Origin of the sequence: Azospirillum sp. A26 (assembly GCF_042604635.1) — a bacterium.
GTDB classification, from domain to species: domain Bacteria; phylum Pseudomonadota; class Alphaproteobacteria; order Azospirillales; family Azospirillaceae; genus Azospirillum; species Azospirillum palustre.
This window is the reverse complement of sequence record NZ_CP170473.1, coordinates 1,259,815-1,277,926: the sequence shown is the minus strand read 5'-3', so window position 1 is coordinate 1,277,926 and position 18,112 is coordinate 1,259,815. Positions and strand designations below refer to the sequence as shown.

The window sequence follows — 18,112 nt, the reverse complement described above, 5'->3', positions numbered from 1 at the left end:
GTCTCAAAGCTCCTTCTGGATAGGCGACCGCCGGATCGGTGACGGAGAGATCCGGGTGGAAGCGGGCGCTGCGGCGCCCGTCCCGCGGGTTCGGAGGGATGCGGCACGGCGAAGGCGAAGGGTGCTCCAGGCGAAGCCGAAGGCACCGATGCAATAGCGGCGGAAGAGGCGGCGGGGCTCCTGCGCCAGACGGAAGGCCCATTCCAGGCCGGAGCGCTGGACGGCCTCGGGAGCGCGCTTGAAGCGGCCCGCCAGGAAATCGACGATGGCGCCGCCGTTGACGATCAGCACCGGATGGTCCAGCGCGCGCTTCAGCTCCGCGGCGACCTGCTCCTGCTTGGGCATGCCCATGGCGAGAAGGATCACGTCGGGGCGGTTGGCCCGCGCCTGGGCGATGTAATGCTCCACCGGGTGGAAGCCGTGCTGAAGGTCGGCGTAGCGGTGCGGCGTCGCCGTCTCCAGCACCACGCGGGCACGGTCCAGCCACGGGGTGGCCGTGCCGTAGATCGCGACCTTGCGGGGGCTGAGGGTCTTCAGCAGCAGCGGGATGAAATCGGTGCCGTTCATGTTCAGGCCGGCCGGCATGCCCAGCACCGGCAGAACCGCCTGCAACCCGATCCCGTCGCGCAGCAGCACGTCCGAGGCGCCGAAGGCGGCCAGGGCCGCGTCCGACGTCATGCAGACGTTCAGCCCGTGCGCGTTCAGGAAGGACAGCACCGTCGGACGGTCGGCCGCGCCCAGCCGTTCGATCAGGGCCCGGCGCTCGCCATCGTTCGAAATGCACCGCATGCGCTCGATCAGTTCCAGGACCTCACGAGGATTCGGCATGCGCATCTCCCAAAAAAATTAATCGGAACAAAGCATTGAACGTTACACGACCGATCTGGCGGCCGGTCCGGCTTGACCCGGTGCCGGGCCTGTCCGCCGGGCGGCGGCGGCTAACCCGTTGGGGTCGGACCACCAAACCTGCGTGGCTCTATGTGGCCGTGCCTCCCCCCTTTTCGCACGGGCGAGATCGGCGAAACGGCGACGGATTCGAATTAGCCCGGGCTTGCTCCCATCGGGGGATTCGGCTTGCCGAATCGACCGGTCAGACCCATAAAGTGAGACCCCGGCCATAAAGAGAGACCCTGGCGCTCTATGGCTGTTGTCTGAGGGCAGAGCCTAACGGCCTTGCCGGACCGGCCGCCCGGCCGATATGACCGGCCGAAGCGCTTGCATCACCGGGGCAATCTCAAGAAAAGACGATCATGACCGACGACAATTCCGACAACGCCCGCTCCGGCCGTACCCCCGGCACCGCTGACGAGTTCGACCGCCGCGACGCCTTGCGCGCGGTGGCCGCCGTGGTGCGCGGCGACGGGATCGAGGTGGATGCCGACAGCACCCCGGCGCGCTGGACGGTCGCGGTCAACCACGTCGTCCAGATCCCCGGCACCGACCGCAAGCTGAAGCTGCGCTTCAAGGTGGCGCTCGGGCCCCTTCCGGACATCGAGGCCGACCTCTGGGGCCTGCTGACCGTCGAGGAGGGGTTCGGCCGACCGCAGGCCAAGGCACTGGGCAAGCGGGTCAAGGGCGCCTGCCTGTCCTCGCCCGCCATCGCCAAGGCGAAGGACCGCGTCGACAGCTGGGTCGCGTCGATGGCGCAGCGGGCGGCCGGTTTCGGCGAATCCTGGCGGCCCAAGGGCTTCGCCGACGAGCTGGGCCGCGTCGTCGGCTTCGGCGGCCGGATCCCGCGTTTGCAGACTTTGCTCGACGCGATGGAGGAGGCCTTCTCCACCGCCGCCGCCCGTGCCGGCCTGAAGGTCCGGCGGGAGCGGCTGGAGAACGCGTCCGGCATGGGCGTCTATCTCGACAGCTTCGCCACCGCCCGCGCGATGATCCGCAAGCTGCGGCTGTTCGTCGGCCCGACCAACTCGGGCAAGACCCACGCGGCGATGGACCGGCTGGCCGAGGCGGAAAGCGGCTGCTACCTCGCCCCGCTGCGCCTGCTGGCTCTGGAAGGGCAGGAGGCGCTGGAGGCGCGCGGCCGGCCGTGCAGCCTCGTCACCGGCGAGGAGCGCGACGTGCGGCCGGGTGCCGGCTTCACCTCCTCCACCATCGAGATGGTGAACACCAGCAAGGTTTGGGGCGCCTGCGTCATCGACGAGATCCAGATGATCGGCGATCCCGACCGCGGCTGGGCCTGGACCCAGGCGGTGGCCGGCGTGGCGGCGCCGGAAATCCTGATGACCGGCTCGGCCGACGCCATCCCCTACGTCAAGCGTCTGGCTGACGCCATGGGCGAGGAGCTGGAGGTCGTCGAGTTCACCCGCAAGTCGCCGCTGCGCGTGCAGGAAGAGCGGGTGAAGCTGGAGGAGGTGAAGTCCGGCGATGCGCTGATCGCCTTCTCGCGCAAGGACGTGATGGCGCTGCGCCACGACCTGCTGGGCCGCAACCACAATGTCGCGGTGATCTACGGCGCCCTGTCGCCGGAGGTCCGCCGTGCCGAGGCGCGCCGCTTCCGCGAGGGCACCGCCGACGTGCTGGTGGCGACCGACGCCATCGGCATGGGGCTGAACCTGCCGGTCGCCCGCGTGGTGCTGTCCACCACCCGCAAATATGACGGGCGGGAGGAGCGCGAGCTGACCGCGTCGGAGATCCGCCAGATCGGCGGCCGGGCCGGCCGCTTCGGCCTGCGCGAGGAAGGCCGCGTCGCCGTGCTGGACGGCGAGAGCATCAACCCGGTGCGCCGGGCGCTGACCTCGCCGCCGGTACCGCCGGAAGACCCGCGCTCGTGGATTTCGCCCAACCTCAGCCATGTCGAGGCCATTGCGCGGGAGTTGGACACCGACAGCCTCGCCAAGGTGCTGCGCACGGCGGGGCAGGAGCTGCTGCGGGCCAACCAGACCTTCCGCATGACCGACCTGGAGCAGCGCATCCAGGCGGCAACCGCGGTGGACCGCGCCAAGCTGCCGCTGGCCCAGCGCGACATGCTCGCCCGCTGCCCGATCGACACCCGCGACCAGAACAACCTGCGCCTTCTGGGCGGCTGGGCGGTCAACCAGGGCAGGGGCATCCCCAACGCCGCCCCCGATGCCGCCGAGCGCTTCCGGCACAGCGTCGGCACCGACGTGGAGCTGGAGAAGGCCGAGCGCGCGGTGAAGGAGCTGACCGCCTACGCCTGGCTGGCTTACCGCTTCCCCGACGCCTATCCCGAAATGGATTTGTGCCAGGAGCGCCGGGCTCACCTGAACGCCTTCATCGAGCGGACGCTCGCCGAGCGCTCGCTCGCCCGCGCCTGCCCGGTCTGCGGCACGCGGCTGAAGGCCAACCATCGCTTCCGCGTCTGCGACAACTGCTACAGCAGCCGTGTCGAGGAGCGCCGCGGCGGCCGTCGCGGTCCGCCGGAGCGGGGCAATGGCGAGAAGCCGGCGCACCAGCACCATTTCCACCATCCGGTGGCGAAGGAGGGCGCCCCGGCCGGTCGTGCTTCCGACCGGGCCGGCCCCCGCACCAGCCGAGGCCCGAAGCGGCGGGGCGCGACACCGTAAAGGGAGGGTCAAGCCGCCGCGCTGCTGTCCTTTTCAGCCACTACCTCGCGCTTCGGCCAGCCGATCTCCTCGACCGTGCAGTTCTCGCCCAGGAAATAGCGGCGGAGCGGTATCAGGTCGGCCCCCAGCTCATAGACCAGCGGGCGGCTGGTCGGGATCTCGAACAGCGGGATGTCCTGGTCGTCGACATTGTCCAAATGCTTGACCAGCCCGCGCAGGCTGTTGCCATGGGCCGAGACCAGCACCCGGGCTCCCAGCCGCAGCGCCGGAGCGATCTCATCGCGCCAGAAGGGGATGACGCGCTCGGTGGTGTCCTTCAGGCTCTCGCCGCGCGGCAGGTTCGCCTTGGCGAGGCCGGCGTAGCGGCGGTCGGTGACGGCCGACCGCGGGTCGTCCGGTTCGATGGCCGGCGGCGGTACGTCCCAGCTTCGCCGCCACTGGAACACCTGCTCGGCCCCGTGGCGCTCTGCCGTCTCGGCCTTGTTCAGCCCTTGCAGCGCCCCGTAATGCCGCTCGTTCAGGCGCCAGTGCTTGTGCACCGGCAGCCACAAGCGGTCCATGTCGCGCAGGACGAGGTGCAGCGTCTCGATTGCCCGGCTCAGCACCGAGGTGAAGGCGATGTCCACGTCGATGCCGGCCGCCTTCAGCAATTCGGCGGCCTTGTGGGTCTCGGCGATGCCGCGGTCGGTCAGGCCGACGTCGGTCCAGCCGGTGAAGCGGTCTTCCGCATTCCACACGCTCTGGCCATGGCGCAGCAGGATCAGTCGGTGCATGGCGGGTCTCCTTCCAGCCCCGGCGCTCCTTCGCCGGGCATATGAGGTTTGAAACAGGGCTGTAACCGGGCCGGTTCCCGCGACAAAACGGCACAGCATCGGGCGGTTTTTGAGCGGCGGCCGGTACCCTGTGGTTTCAAACCAATTTCATGATTGCTTCCACAGACACCAATTATGTCAGCCGCGAAATCGTGGCGACATACGCGAACAATAATCCCGCGGTACGGTCACCTCATTCGAACACGCCGGCCTTCGCCGGCCACAGCGGATGGGATGAGACGATGACGCAACCGAACACGGGATCGCAGACTTCATCCGGCACCGCAGGCCTGCGGGGCGCAACGCCGAACCATTCCGATTATCGCCCCAGCAACCTGACAACCTTGCGTACCGAGGCCACGATGCTGCATCATCATGACGTCATCTCCAGAGCCGTTTCGACCGACCGCGAGATCACTCTGGAGGCGCTTCGTGTGTTCACCTATCTGAGCCGGAGGCTCCATTTCGATCGCTCCGTTCCGGTGCTCCAGTCCGAACTGGCTGATGCGCTGGGCATGCAGCGGCCCAATGTGAACCGGGCCATCAAGCTGCTGGAAACCAAGCAGATCCTTCTGCGGGAATCCAAACTGGGGCGCGCGATCACGTTCCGGCTCAATCCGGGACTGGAGGGCGGCCGGGCGTGAGTGTTTGGTCAGGGATGGAATGATCGTCGAGACACGTGAACTGTTCTTCACCAATTCCGCCCTGAAGAAAGCCCTCGCCTGGTACCAGAAGGCTCCGAACCAGACGGATCTGCCGCTGGGTGTCGTCACCATGGTGACGCCGACCTCCGATGGCGGTCTGTCGGTCCAAATCCAGCAAAGCGGCGCCTCCAGATCGCGGGAGGTTGTCTTCACCCCCAGCAAGACGCTGGCGCTGCTTCTGCTGTTCTGCCGCCGCCAGAAGGTTCCGATCCCCCGCGATGCCGGCAAGGAGATCGAGGCGGCGGATGACGGCCTGATCCTCATCGTGCGTGGCGAGACGCAGACGTCCGCACCCCCTCCCTGATTTGACCGTCCCGGTTTTATGACGCCGCCGCGCCTCCCGCGCGTGCGGCCCATTTGCGTTTCCGGCGCTTGCTTTCCGATGCCTGAACCGCAACCGGAAAGAGTGGTGGCGTGCTTAATCTTAAGTAGTGAACAAGCCAGCAATTGCGGCCAGACCGTTCCACCGTTCCGCCCATCCTATCCTGACCTAATGGGCAGGTGATTACGATGTTTGGCATAGTCGCCAAGACTGATCGCGTGGCATTTCTTCCTGTGATATTGTTCCTCTGGCTAATGGGGCTAAGCTTTAGTTCCAAACCGTCAACCGAACGGGGAACTGCGGGTTGATTCGTCATTCGAACATTCGGAAAAGTTGAAACTTGCTCTTGGCTGTTTCGCCCGTCTCGATTGGTATTCCAGTCGCTGGCGACACGGCCGCTCTCCCGTCACCCGCCCAGCTCAGCCACCGCCCAGGATTTCCCGCCGATGACCGTCACCCACCAGTCGCCGCCGCTTTGGAAGGAGCATCGGCATGGTCTGCCGCTGATCCAGCCAATGCCCGTGTGACCGGGCCGATGTCATCGCCACAGATGCCTCCGTCTTCCCTATCGTTGGCAGCATGCCCCGGCCGCCTCGCCGCTTCTCCGCGGATGCTGGTCGCCTTCCTGTGCGCGCTGCTGGCGCTGCTGGGGACGGCCTCCTGGGCCGCCGTCACCGCGCTCGACTATCGTGACACGCTCGACCGGGCCGAGAAGGACGCACGGGAAGCGGCCATCCTGTTCGACAGCCATGCGCGCGGCGTGCTGGACGCCAGTGTCGGCCTGCTGGAGCAGGTCGCCGCCCGGATGGACGGGCGTGGCCTGGCTTCCTGGGGACAGCGCACCTTGCCCGAGGCGATGGCTGTGGAGCGCAACGGCCGTGTGACGCTGCTCAGTGCCGACGGGACGGCGCTGTACGGTCCCACCGTCGCCTTTGCCGAGCCGGAAACCAGCGACGGCCTGTCGCTTCTGGTCCGCCCCTTATCGCCGGAGGAGGAGCATCGGATCCTGCCGGCCTTCGGGCATGTGGCGGGGCAGCCGGCCATTCTTCTCGCCCGCCGCATCCACACCGCGGCGGGCGTTTTCGACGGTGCGATCCTGGTCGCCGTGCCGCTGGCTGCCCTGGATCCGGTGCTGAAGCCCTTCGATGCGAGCGCCCGCTCGGTCGGTCTGTACCGCCCCGACGGCGTCCGCCTCGCCGGCGCTGGCGCCCCGTCGCTGGGACCGCTGCCACGGCTCGACGCCGGAACCATCCGGGTCGATGCGAAATGGATGGTGAACGGCAAGCCGTCGATTCTCGGTTTGAAGCGGATGGCCGGCCTGCCGATCCTGTCGGTGGTGACGATCCCGCGCACCAGCGTGCTGGATCCCTGGTATGTCCGAATGGAGCGCGGCCTTATCGTGGTGGTCGCCGGCGTCGCCGCATTGGCCGGCCTCTCCCTGCTCGGCGCCGCCAGCCTGCAGCGCGAGGCGCTGGCCCGTCAGGCCCTGACGGAGGCGAACGCCCAGCTCGAACAGGCCAATGTCCAGCTGGAGCAGCGGGTGGAGGAGCGCACCGCGGCGCTCAGCGCCCTCAACGTGAAGCTCAGCCGTGCGCTGGAGGAAAAGGAACGGGCCAATCAGGCGAAGGGCCGTTTCCTGTCAGCCGCCAATCATGATTTGCGTCAGCCTTTCCAGGCCTTGCGGCTGTTTCATCATATCCTGATGGAACGTCTCGCCAACACCCGCGACCATGCAATCGCCGAGAAGATGGGCGAGGCGCTGGACGCCGGCGAGAAGCTTCTCCATGCCCTGCTGGAGGTGGCGACGCTGGATGCCGGCGTGGTGCGGGCGCAACTGGCCGACGTGCCGGTGTCGGCGGTGTTCGAGGATCTGCTGGCCGAATTCCGCGGCATGGCGGCGGAAAAGGGGCTGGTTCTGCGCGCGATGCCCACCCGGATGGTGATCCGGACCGACCGCACGCTGCTGACCCGCATGCTGGGCGATCTGGTGCGCAACGCCATCCGCTTCACCGACGACGGCCGCGTCACCATCGGCTGTCGCCATCAGGGCAGCCGTCAGGGCCGGTGGCTGCGCATAGAGGTGTGGGACACCGGAACCGGCATCCCGCCCGAACAGCTCGACAACATTTTCGAGGACTTCGTCCAGCTCGGCAATCCGGAGCGCGACCGCCGCCAGGGCCTCGGCCTCGGTCTCGCCAAGGTGCGGCGCAAGGCGGCACTCCTGGGCCATGCTGTGGAGGTGCGGTCGCATCAGGGCCGCGGTTCGGTCTTCGCGGTCAGTGTGCCGGTGGTCGGAACCGAACGGGCGCCGACCGCGGCGCCGGTGCAGGACGCCGATCCGGTGGTGGCCGGCGACCGGCTGATCCTCGTGGTGGAGGATGACCCGATCCAACGCGATGCCGTGCGGCTGCTGCTGGAAAGCTGGGACTATCGCGTCATCGTCGCGGACGAGGGCGAGACTGCGCTGTCGCTGATCGGCGGGACCAGGCTCCCGGCCGGCTCCGCCAAGGCTGGCTCCTCCAAGGCCGACTCCATGACCGACACGCCCGTTCCCGACCTCATCGTCAGCGATTTCCGCCTGCCGGGCCGGCTGACCGGCGTGCAGATGGTGGCGAAGGTGGGGGAGCGGCTGGGCCGTCCGGTGCCCGGCCTGATCCTGACCGGCGACACCGCGCCCGAACGCATCCGCGAGGCGGTCGCCACCGGCTGCCGGCTTCTGCACAAGCCGGTGTCGCCGGAGGATTTGCGCGGCGTCATCGCCTCCATCCTGTCGGAGCGGGGCCTGTCGGAACGAAGCCGTCCGGCCGACGGCGGGGAACCGGCCATGGAGAACGAGTCCGCGGCATGAGTTAACCCTTTCTGAAGCCGGCTTGCCGTACACTGGCTCCGGGAAAGGGAGTTCACGGGACCATGGTGCACAATCGCACGCTCAAGCGCCTCGATCAGGCGCAGCTCGATCAGGCGGTGCGGAAACACGAGATGTTCCGCAATGCCCGTGTCGGCGGGGCGCGTGCCAACCTCTCCTTCTGCGATCTGTCGGGTCTGGATTTATCGGGACGCGATCTGGCCCATGCCGATTTCGTCGGCGCCAGCCTGCGCGGCGCCGACCTGTCCGGTGCGCGGCTCGACTGTGCGTCCTTCTTCGTCGCCGATCTGCGGCAGACCAATTTCGACGGCGCCAGCCTGATCAAGGCCGACCTGCGCGGCGCCTGTCTGCGTGGCGCCATCCTGGTCGGCGCCAACCTGTTCGAGGCGGATCTGCGCGACGGCTCCCTGGCCGAGAAGGACCGCTCCGGCCATCTGCACATGGTGCAGATCGAGTCCAGCCCGGCGGAAGCCGACGGTGCCGACCTGTCCGGCGCCAACCTGACCAACGCCCGGATGTCGGGCATCATGGCGGTGCATACCGACTTTTCGGACGCGGTGATGCGCGGGTGCAAGCTGGTGCGGGCAACCATGCGCGGCGCCAATTTCACCGGCTCCAACCTGGAGGGGGCCGACCTGTCCGGCGCCGATCTGCGCGGTGCCTGCCTGCGCGGCGCGGTGCTGACCGGCGCCACCATGGTGATGGCCGACCTCACCGACGCCGACGTGGAAGAAGCGCTGACCGACAAGCCGGTCGGCCGGGTGGTGGCGGAACTGGGGCGATCCCTGGAAGACCTGCTGGCCGACCATATGACCTGGGTGGGGTCGAGCGGGGCGCAGGGCGCGATGCTCGACCTGTCCGGTTTCGACCTGCGCCATGCGCCGTCGCTGGCCCACATGTGCCTGACCATGCTGCGCGCGGCCGGGGCGACGCTCTACGGCCTGGACCTCTCTGGCGTGCAGATGCAGGCCGCGGTGCTGGACCGTGCCGACATGCGCGGTGCCAAGCTGACGGACGGCGACCTGCGCGGCATCAGCCTGCGGAACGCCAAGCTGAACAACGCCGACCTGCGCAACGTCAACCTGCGCCCCCTGGTGTTCGACGAGCAGCGGTCCCGCCCCGCCGACCTGTCGGGGGCGAAGCTGCGGTACGCCGATCTCAGCGGCGCCTGCCTGCGGTCGGTCAATCTCGGCAATGCCGACCTGTCCTTCGCCAACCTGCGTGGCTGCGACCTCGCCAGGACCGACCTGACGGGTGCCAAACTGTTCGGCGCCAAGCTGGAACGCCGTGCCCTGACCGAGGGGGTGATCCTCGACGGCGTCGCCGGGCTGAAGACTTAGGCCGCCGTCCGCGACAGCCTCTGGGTCAGCCGGCGCAAGTCCAGGGCGGCCCGGTCGGCGATCCGCTGCGCCTCCACCAGCACGCCGGTGAGGTCACCGACCTCCGGGGCGATCTCAGCCGCGGCATCGGACATCGCATCCAGTTCGGCAGCCGCCTTTTCGATCAGCCCGGTCACGACGCCGGCGGCACCGGCGGTGGAATCGAAGCCAGCCATTTCAGTTCCCATTTTAAAAGTAAGGTTATTCGGAGTGTGTCGCAATCCGCCGCCTTGCGCAACGGCTTCTGCCGCGTTGCACACATCGCCCATGGATTGGCGAAGGCAGTGCCTGCTTGCACGGCTTGCGGTGGCGGCGGTACACACGGGAAGGCTGTTTGGAGTGGAAGGGTCAAGACGATGCCGGGAACGGTTCCATCCGACCGCGTGACCGCGGCCGCCGACGCTCTGACGGTCTTTCTTACCGACCGGCAAATCGACGCCGGCAAGCTCAACCGCTTCAACGCGCTATGCGACGAGATCCGCCGGACCATGGAGTTCGACGACCGGATGGCGCTTGCCGAACGGCTTGAGCGCGACGTGCCGGTGAACGACACGATCCGGCTGCGTTCCGTGCTGTTCCATCTGACCGGCGATCTCTATCATCTGGAGCGCATCCTTCATTACCTGATCCTGGGCGGCGACAGCGCCGATCCGGCGGCGCTGCACTACACCCACTGGTGCATCTCGCGGCAGCTGTTCCTCGGAGCCGCCAGCGGTGAGAAGATGGCGACCTTCGTCGCCTGCGACCTGTTCCGCTATTACACGGCGATGGTCCGGCAGATCGCGCGGCTCTGGGGACTGACACCGGCGCGGGCGGCCTTTCGCGACGGGCCGATCCGCCGCGTCGCGGTGGTGACCAACCAGTTCACCAACCAGGGACACCAGCCGACCCGCGACTGTTTCGACTTCGCCGCCCGCATGCAGGACGATTTCGGGTTGGACGTCGCCATCATCAACGTCAACGGCATGCCCGCCAGGGTCGAGAATGTCTTCATCCCGCCGATGGTGGCGGATGTCGCCGCCGATCTGGAAGGCGTCTATGCGCTGAGGATGTTCGGCCGGCAGGTGAAGGTCGCCTCCTTCACCGACCCCGTCTTCAGCCAGGACAAGCTGCGCCTCATCGTGGAGGCTATCGACGGCTACGATCCGGATCTCGTCGTCGCCTTCGGCGGGTCAAACATCGTCGCCGACCTGTTCGCGGAGGCCGATGCCCGGCCGGTGGTCGCCATCCCCACCACCTCCAGCATCACCGTCTCGCTCGCCCACATCGTGCTGGGATACGAGGAGCACGACCACACCCGCTCGATCCCGGCCCTCTACCGGGCGCCGTTCGCCCACCGTTTCCGCCCCTTCACCTTCGGTTTCACGCCGCCGCCGTCCGACGGCAAGCGCGTCGAAACCGGCTTCCCCGACGACACGGTGCTTTTCGCGGTGGTCGGCACCCGCCTGGACCTGGAGGTGGGAGCGGAAACTCTGGAACTGTTCGACGAGATTCTGGAGCGCTGCCCGGACAGCGCCCTGGTCTTCGCCGGAGAGGTGAAGGACCTGCCGGGCCGCCTTGCCGCCTTGCGCAATCGCGACCGCATGCGCTGTCTCGGCCATGTCCCCGACATCCGCGCCTTCTACGCCCGCTGCCACGTCTTTCTCAATCCGCCGCGCCAGGGCGGTGGCGGCGGCGCCTCCTATGCCCTGGCGGAGGGGGTGCCGGTGATCAGCTATGGCTCGGGCGATGTCGCCAGCAATGCCGGCCCGGCATTCTGCGTGTCCGACCGCGATGCCTATCTGGCGCGTGCCGTGACGCTCGCCACCGATGCCGAGGCTCTCGCCGAGGCCAGGCTTGCGGCCAAGGCGCGCTTCGTCGAGATCGGCGACCGCACCCGCTGCGTCGAACGGCTGCTCGCCTATGGCGAGGAGGCGCGGACCCTGCTGCGCGGCGGACCGGCTGCCGGAAATTAACCTTCCTTCATGATTTCGTGAAAGACTGGGTCCGTCAGACCGATCCGATTGGAAAACCCGCCCGTGTCGAATGCCGCTCCAGGCCTTGCCAACGGCCGTCTCCCCAGCCGACCGCCGATGTCCATCGCGGGGCGCCCGATTGGGCAGGGTCATCCGCCCTACCTGATCGCGGAGATGTCGGGGAACCACAATGGCGACCTCGGCCGTGCCCTGGCGCTGGTGGATGCGGCGAAGGAGGCGGGGGCCGACGCGGTCAAGCTGCAGACCTACACCGCCGACACCATCACCATCGCCCATGACGGTCCCGGCTTCCAGCTGGAGGGTGGGCTCTGGAACGGACGCACCCTGCATGACCTCTACCGCGAGGCGCACACCCCGTGGGACTGGCATGCCCCCCTGTTCGAGCGGGCGCGGTCGCTCGGGCTGACCATCTTCAGCTCTCCCTTCGACGAGACCGCCATCGAACTGCTGGAGGATCTCGACGCTCCGGCCTTCAAGATCGCCTCCTTCGAGGTGATCGACCTTCCCCTGATCCGCCGCGCCGCACGGTCCGGCAAGCCGCTGATCATCTCCACCGGCCTTGCCACGCTGGGCGAGATCGAGGAGGCGGTGGCCGCCGCGGGCGATGTCCCGCTCGCCCTGCTGCACTGCGTCAGCGGCTATCCCACCCCGCCGGAGGACTGCAACCTCCGGACAATCACTCATCTGGCCGAGGCTTTCGGCGGCGTCACGGCCGGCCTGTCCGACCACAGCCAGGGCATCGCCGTGCCGGTCGCCGCTGCGGCGATGGGGGCGACGGTGATCGAGAAGCACTTCACCCTGTCGCGCGCCGACGGCGGTGTCGACAGCGCCTTCTCGCTGGAACCGGCCGAGTTCAAGGCGATGGCCGACGCCGTGCGCACGGCGACCGCCGCCATGGGACGCGTCGATTACGGGGTGAAGCCCAGCGAGGCCGGCGGTCGCGACTATCGCCGTTCCCTCTATGTCGTTGCCGACGTGGAGGCGGGGGAGCCGCTGACCGCCGCCAACGTTCGTTCCATCCGCCCAGGCTTCGGGATGGCGCCCAAGCATCTGCCGGAGGTGCTGGGCCGCCGCGCCGTCCGCCGCCTTCGCCGGGGAGAGCCGCTGGGCTGGGACATGCTGGCGCCTCCGGGGGAGGGGCCGCATGGCTAAGCCCCCAAGCAGCCAGAGGATCGTTGCCATCTCGCAGGCCCGCATGACCTCGACCCGGCTGCCGGGCAAGGTGCTGATGCCGGCCGCCGGCCGTCCGCTGCTGGCCCATCATCTGGAGCGGCTGTCCCGCACGCCCGGCCTCGATGCGGTTGTGCTGGCGACGACGGTGAATGCCAGCGACGACCCGGTGGTGGAGTGTGCGCGGGGACTTGGCGTCACCGTCTTCCGCGGCGACGAGCAGGATGTGCTGGGCCGCTTCGCCGGAGCCGCGGCGCTGGCCGGCGCCGATCTGGTGGTGCGCGTCACCGCCGACTGTCCGCTGATCGACCCGGCGCTGGTCGGCCGCCTGATCGCCGCCTTCCAGGATGGCCAGCCGCTGGATTATCTGTCGATCGACAGCACACGCTATCCGCGCGGCCTGGACGCCGAGATCTTTCCGCGCCGCCTGCTGGACGAAGCGGCGGCGGACGCCACCGACCCGGCGGAGCGGGAGCACGTCACCCCCTATCTCTACCGCCGCCCCGACCGTTTCCGGCTGGGGACCGCGCTGGTGCCCGACCTGCCGCTGGAACCCGAGCTGGAAGGTCAGCGCTGGTGCGTGGACGAACCCGCCGACTACGAGCTGGTGCGCCGCCTGCTGGAGGCACTCTTGCCGGCCAACCCCGTCTTCGGCTGGCAAGATTGTTGCAAAACTCTTCGTGACCACCCCGATTGGGTGGACATCAACCGCTCGGTCCGGCAAAAGTCGCTGCACTGACCCGGTGCCGGTTCGACCAAGGAGAAAACTGATGGATCGCAACGAATTCCTACTCGCTCTTGACGAGATGCTCGAACTGGATCCCGGCACGCTGACCGGCGACGAGGCCCTGGAATCGCTGGAGGCCTGGGATTCGCTGGCGGTCATCAGCTTCATCGCGCTGGTGGACGAAAAGACCGGCGTCGTGGTCGAAGGCGAGAAGCTGGCCAAGGCCAAGACGGTCGGCGACCTGCTGGCCCTGGCGGGTGCGCCGGTCGCGGCCTGAGCGGTGCCCGTTTCCCGGCCTGTTTCAGCCCGCCCCGTTTCGGCCGGCCCTGTTTCGCAAGGAAGCCGTCTGCGCGCCGGTGTCGCCACCGTCGCCGGCGGCCCTGCCGCTTATCTTTCGGTGGGCAGCGGCGGCGTGCCCGTGCTGCTTCTGCACGGCTTTGCCGGCGACCGCCTGACCTGGCAGTTCAACCTGTCGGCCCTATCGGCCCGGCGGCGTGCCATCGCCGTCGACCTGCCGGGCCATGGCGGATCGACGCTCGATGTCGGCAGCGGCTTGGTTTCCGACTTCGCGCCCTGGCTGCTCGAATTCCTCGACGGGCTGGAACTGCCGCGCGTGCATGTCGTCGGCCATTCGATGGGCGGCTATGTCGCGCGCGAGCTGGCGAGGGTGGCGCCCGACCGGGTGGCGAGCCTGACCCTGCTGTCGAGCGCCGGCCTGGGCACGGCTTTCGACCTCGGCTTCCTGCGGCGTGCCATGGCCCCCGCCGATGTGGCGGAAGGACGTGCCTGCGCCGAACGGCTGTTCGCCGGCCCCTCGCCGCTGATTCCCCGCTTCGGCGAGGTGCTGCACGCGCAGGGCGCCGACCCGGTCCGCCGCGCCGGATTCGAGCGCATCGTCGCGGAGTCCTTCGCCGCCCATGCCGGTGGCGGACCGCCGGTGGACTGGAGCGTCTATCCGATGCCGATCCAGGTGCTGTGGGGCCGCGAAGACCGCATCATCCCGATGCCGCCGGCCGACTGGCTGCCGCCATCCGCACTCTACCGGGTGTTCGACAATGCCGGCCACCTGCCGCACATCGAGGCCGCCAGCCCGGTGACCGCCGCCATCCGCAGCTTTCTGGACAGTTGCGACGACGGTCGATCCGGGCCGTCCGATCCGTTGAGTTTGAGCAGACCATGACCGACAGCATCTTCGCCCTGATTGCCGAGGAACTCGGCCATATCGCCGCCGACAAGGGGGAGGTGCTGCCGCCCCTGACGGCGGACAGCCGTTTCCTCGACGGCGATCTGCCCATCGATTCCCTCGACCTCGCGACGCTGCTCGTGGTGCTGGAACAGCGGACCGGCCAGGACCCTTTCCGCGAGGGCTTCCGCCAGTTCACCACCGTCGGCGAACTGGCGGCGCTCTATACCGTCCTGGCATGACCGGCCGCCGCCCCGACTGGCTCCATCCCGCCTTCCGCCTGATCGAAGGGGAGGACAGTTTCGTCTGGGCAGATCTCGCGGCACTGCCGGTTCCGTCGGGCGGCACCGTGCAGGCCGACCGGCCGTCGCGCGTGCTGGCCGCTCTGGCGGCGGCGGAAGCGGCGGGGCAGGGGCTTCTGCTGGCCCGTGGCGCGGCGGATCCGGAGGGCTGGCAGCCGGGGCAGGGCTTCACCGTCACGCTGGAGAGTTCCGGCACCACCGGTACGCCCAAGCGCCTGCGCCATGACTTTGCCCGGCTGCGCGGCCGGCTGCGCGGCGTGGCGGAGGACGGGGCGCGCTGGCTGCTGACCTACGATCCCGGTGCCTTCGCCGGCCTTCAGGTGATGCTGACCGCCGCCGCGGCGGGGGCTCTGCTGGTCGCGGTGCCCGTTGGCGGTGGCGGCACGGTCGCAGCCCTGGCGCAGGCGGCGCGCCGTCATGCCGTGACCCATGTCAGCGGCACACCCAGCTTCTGGCGTGCCTTCCTGATGGCGCTCGGCGATGCGGAACTGCCGCTGGCCGCAGTGACGCTGGGGGGCGAGGCCGCCGACCAGCCGCTGCTCGACCGGCTGGCGGAACGGTTCCCCCATGCCCGGCTGCGCCATATCTACGCCTCGACCGAGGCCGGTGCGTTGTTCGCCGTCGCCGACGGCCGCGCCGGCTTCCCCGCCGCATGGTTGGATGACGCGCCCGACGGGCTGGTGCTCCGTATCGTCGACGGTGTGCTGGAGGTGCGCAGCCCGCGCGCCGCCCCCGGAGTGACCGACGCCGAAGGCTGGCTGTCCACCGGCGATCTGGTGGAGGGCCAGGGCGACCGGGTGCTGTTCGCCGGCCGTCTCGACGGGCTGGTCAATGTCGGTGGGGTGAAGGTCTCCGCCGAAGCGGTGGAACGCCGCCTGCTGGCGGTCGACGGGGTGGCCGATGCCATGGTCATGGCGGTGCCGAGTCCGATCACCGGCCATCTGCTGACCGCCACCATCGTGGCGGCGCCGGGCATGGACGAGGCAACGTTGCGCGCCGGTTTGCGCGCCGCCGCCGCCGATCTGCCCCCCGCCGCCCGCCCGCGCGCCCTGACCTTCGCCGACCACATCCCGCTGAGCGCTGCGGGCAAGAAGAGCCGAAAGGGACCACAATGACCGCTGCCCATCCGACCGTGGACGACGGCTCCCAGGCCAAACGGCACGTCATCGTCACCGGTGGCAGCCGTGGCCTCGGCCTTGCGCTGGTGGAGGCGTTGCTGGCCGACGACTGCCGGGTCTCCACCTGCAGCCGCGCCCCGTCGGAGGCGCTGGAACGGCTGGCCGGCCCCGACCTGTTCTGGCACCCCTGCCGGATCGGCGATGGGGCGGAGGTCCGCGCCTTCTTCGATGCCGCTGTCGCCTGGGGCGGCAATTCGCCGCTGTGGGGGCTGGTCAACAATGCCGGCATCGCCCGTGAAGGCGTGCTGGCGACCTTTCCGGAGGTCGATGCCGAGGCGGTGATCCAGACCAACCTCACCGGGGCGCTCCAGGCCGCCCGCGCCTTCCTGCGCGCCAAGCTGGCGGCCCGCGGGGCGGGCGCACAGGGTGGGCGCATCGTCAACATCTCCTCCATCATCGGACAGCGCGGCTATGTCGGTCTGGCCGCCTATTCGGCGTCGAAGGCCGGGCTGGACGGGCTGACCCGGGCACTGGCCCGCGAGGTCGGGCGGCGGGCGATCACCGTCAATTCGGTGGCGCCGGGTTATCTCGACACCGAGATGTCGGGCAGCCTGTCCGACGGGCAGCGCGACCAGATCGTGCGCCGCACGCCGCTGGGCCGGCTGGGCACCGCGGCGGACGTGGTGCCGCTGGTCCGTTTCCTGCTGAGCGACGGCGGTGGCTTCATCACGGGTCAGACCCTTACAGTGGACGGCGGCATCACCTGCTGAGGCCGCGTGTGACGCTGCAGGAAAACGGGGGGAGGCGGAGATGGTCGCCAGCCGGATCGACGGGGTGTGCGTGCGCGGCATCGTCGGCTGCGTGCCGGAGGGGCGTGAGACGGTTGCGGATCTCGCCCGCCGCTTCGGCGAGGAGGCGGCCCGCAGGGTCGCCGCCGCTACCGGGATCGAGGAGCGGCGGATCGTTGCCCCCGGCCAATGCACCAGCGACCTTGCCGAGGCCGCCGCCCGCCGCCTGCTCGACGGGTTGGGGTGGGAGCCGGACAGCATCGACCTGCTGGTTCTGGTGACCCAGACCCACGACCAGACGCTGCCCGGCACCGCGTCTCTGCTGCACCGCCGGATCGGGCTGCGCAAGGGCGCGGCGGTGCTCGACATCACCCATGGCTGCTCCGGCTTCGTCTATGGGCTGTGGGTCGCCGGCGGGATGCTGAAGCCGGCCGGACGGCGGGCGCTGCTGGTGGTCGGCGACACCACCTCGCGACTGATCGACCCGGAGGACCGGGCGGTTGCCCCGCTGTTCGGCGATGGGGCCGCCGCGGTGGCCCTGGAGCTTGACGACAGGGCGGAGCCGATCGCCTTCGATCTCGGCAGCGATGGGGCCGGCGCGCCTTATCTGGCGGCCGACGGCGGGGCGATGCGCCATCCGGACCGGCCGGCACGCCTGTTCATGGACGGGACCCAGGTTTTCGCCTTCACCCTGCGCGAAGTGCCGGGAAGCGTGCGTGCCGCGCTCGACGGCGCCGGCTGGACCACGGACATGGTCGACCACCTCGTCCTGCATCAGGCCAACGCTCAGATGATCCGCCATCTGGGCCAGAAACTCGGCGTCGCGCCCGACCGCACCGTCGTCGCCCTGCGCGAGGTCGGCAACACCAGTTCCGCCTCCATTCCGCTGGCGCTTGCCGCTTCGCTGGCCGATAGTCTGACCGCCGGCCCTCGCCGGCTTCTGCTGTCCGGCTTCGGCGTCGGCTGGTCCTGGGGCAGTGCGGCGCTCGTCGCCGGGCCGCTGGCGGTGTGCGAAATGGTTGTCCTGCCCGGCAGGAAATACCCGGCAGAATCTGCCGGCCCGGCAAGCCCTGCCGACTGACCGGCAGAATTTGCCGACAGATAGGCAAAATTTGCCGAGCCGTTTGCTGCCCACCGGCACGGATTACCAAGGAAACCCGGCAAATTTGAACTGGCCCGCTTTTTGCCTACCCCTTTGGCGGGGGAATTAGTCCCCTTCCGGTTCAAGCGCC

At 69.0% G+C, this 18,112-nt stretch carries 17 protein-coding genes; 14 read left to right on the top strand and 3 right to left on the bottom strand.

The features are described 5' to 3' along the window. Positions 1-3 precede the first annotated feature (3 nt). Entirely contained in the window at positions 4-828 is an 825-nt protein-coding gene (locus ABNQ39_RS19705) for a WecB/TagA/CpsF family glycosyltransferase (protein WP_376959946.1), read from the bottom strand. 422 nt (positions 829-1,250) lie between these two features. Between ABNQ39_RS19705 and ABNQ39_RS19700 the strand changes: the two genes are divergently transcribed. Further along, a complete protein-coding gene (locus tag ABNQ39_RS19700) occupies positions 1,251-3,533 on the top strand; it encodes a helicase-related protein (protein ID WP_376959945.1) in 2,283 nt (760 codons plus the stop codon). Between the two features lie 8 nt (positions 3,534-3,541). On the opposite strand, the gene gpmA is transcribed toward ABNQ39_RS19700, so the two are convergent. Continuing rightward, a complete protein-coding gene (gpmA, locus tag ABNQ39_RS19695; RefSeq protein ID WP_376959944.1) occupies positions 3,542-4,306 on the bottom strand; it encodes a 2,3-diphosphoglycerate-dependent phosphoglycerate mutase in 765 nt (254 codons plus the stop codon). A gap of 281 nt (positions 4,307-4,587) precedes the next feature. Between gpmA and ABNQ39_RS19690 the strand changes: the two genes are divergently transcribed. From ABNQ39_RS19690 to ABNQ39_RS19675, 4 genes are all read left to right on the top strand, one after another. After that, on the top strand, positions 4,588-4,989 hold the full coding sequence (locus ABNQ39_RS19690; protein ID WP_098737729.1) for a MarR family transcriptional regulator: 402 nt from the start codon (positions 4,588-4,590) through the stop codon (positions 4,987-4,989). Between the two features lie 19 nt (positions 4,990-5,008). Next, entirely contained in the window at positions 5,009-5,353 is a 345-nt protein-coding gene (locus ABNQ39_RS19685; protein WP_109445364.1) for a hypothetical protein, read from the top strand. Between the two features lie 628 nt (positions 5,354-5,981). Further along, positions 5,982-8,219, top strand: a complete 2,238-nt coding sequence (locus ABNQ39_RS19680) for an ATP-binding response regulator (protein ID WP_376959943.1) — start codon at positions 5,982-5,984, stop codon at positions 8,217-8,219. Between the two features lie 62 nt (positions 8,220-8,281). After that, a complete protein-coding gene (locus tag ABNQ39_RS19675) occupies positions 8,282-9,577 on the top strand; it encodes a pentapeptide repeat-containing protein (protein ID WP_376959942.1) in 1,296 nt (431 codons plus the stop codon). Here the strand turns inward: ABNQ39_RS19675 and ABNQ39_RS19670 are convergent. Continuing rightward, entirely contained in the window at positions 9,574-9,792 is a 219-nt protein-coding gene (locus ABNQ39_RS19670; RefSeq protein ID WP_376959941.1) for a hypothetical protein, read from the bottom strand. The genes ABNQ39_RS19675 and ABNQ39_RS19670 overlap by 4 nt on opposite strands. A 180-nt stretch (positions 9,793-9,972) precedes the next feature. On the opposite strand from ABNQ39_RS19670, the gene ABNQ39_RS19665 reads away from it, so the two are divergent. The 9 genes from ABNQ39_RS19665 to ABNQ39_RS19625 all read left to right on the top strand — a co-directional run bounded on the left by ABNQ39_RS19665 (position 9,973) and on the right by ABNQ39_RS19625 (position 17,961). Continuing rightward, entirely contained in the window at positions 9,973-11,571 is a 1,599-nt protein-coding gene (locus tag ABNQ39_RS19665; protein WP_376959940.1) for a glycosyltransferase, read from the top strand. A gap of 117 nt (positions 11,572-11,688) precedes the next feature. Then, positions 11,689-12,744, top strand: a complete 1,056-nt coding sequence (gene pseI, locus ABNQ39_RS19660) for a pseudaminic acid synthase (RefSeq protein WP_376959939.1) — start codon at positions 11,689-11,691, stop codon at positions 12,742-12,744. Continuing rightward, entirely contained in the window at positions 12,737-13,501 is a 765-nt protein-coding gene (locus ABNQ39_RS19655; protein ID WP_376959938.1) for a cytidylyltransferase domain-containing protein, read from the top strand. The genes pseI and ABNQ39_RS19655 overlap by 8 nt, the downstream gene beginning before the upstream one ends. 31 nt (positions 13,502-13,532) lie before the next feature. Then, positions 13,533-13,766 carry an acyl carrier protein gene (locus ABNQ39_RS19650; protein ID WP_098737721.1) on the top strand — a complete coding sequence of 78 codons (234 nt, stop codon included), beginning with the start codon at positions 13,533-13,535 and terminating at the stop codon, positions 13,764-13,766. 135 nt (positions 13,767-13,901) lie between these two features. Beyond that, positions 13,902-14,669, top strand: a complete 768-nt coding sequence (locus ABNQ39_RS19645; RefSeq protein ID WP_376959937.1) for an alpha/beta fold hydrolase — start codon at positions 13,902-13,904, stop codon at positions 14,667-14,669. Beyond that, positions 14,666-14,914: a phosphopantetheine-binding protein gene (locus ABNQ39_RS19640; RefSeq protein ID WP_376959936.1), complete on the top strand. Its 249-nt coding sequence runs from the start codon at positions 14,666-14,668 to the stop codon at positions 14,912-14,914. The genes ABNQ39_RS19645 and ABNQ39_RS19640 overlap by 4 nt, the downstream gene beginning before the upstream one ends. Then, entirely contained in the window at positions 14,911-16,089 is a 1,179-nt protein-coding gene (locus ABNQ39_RS19635) for an AMP-binding protein (protein ID WP_376959935.1), read from the top strand. The genes ABNQ39_RS19640 and ABNQ39_RS19635 overlap by 4 nt, the downstream gene beginning before the upstream one ends. Next, positions 16,086-16,862 carry an SDR family NAD(P)-dependent oxidoreductase gene (locus tag ABNQ39_RS19630; protein WP_376959934.1) on the top strand — a complete coding sequence of 259 codons (777 nt, stop codon included), beginning with the start codon at positions 16,086-16,088 and terminating at the stop codon, positions 16,860-16,862. Before ABNQ39_RS19635 ends, ABNQ39_RS19630 begins: the two co-directional genes overlap by 4 nt. A 40-nt stretch (positions 16,863-16,902) precedes the next feature. Next, positions 16,903-17,961 carry a 3-oxoacyl-ACP synthase III family protein gene (locus ABNQ39_RS19625; RefSeq protein ID WP_376959933.1) on the top strand — a complete coding sequence of 353 codons (1,059 nt, stop codon included), beginning with the start codon at positions 16,903-16,905 and terminating at the stop codon, positions 17,959-17,961. Positions 17,962-18,112: the final 151 nt, after the last annotated feature.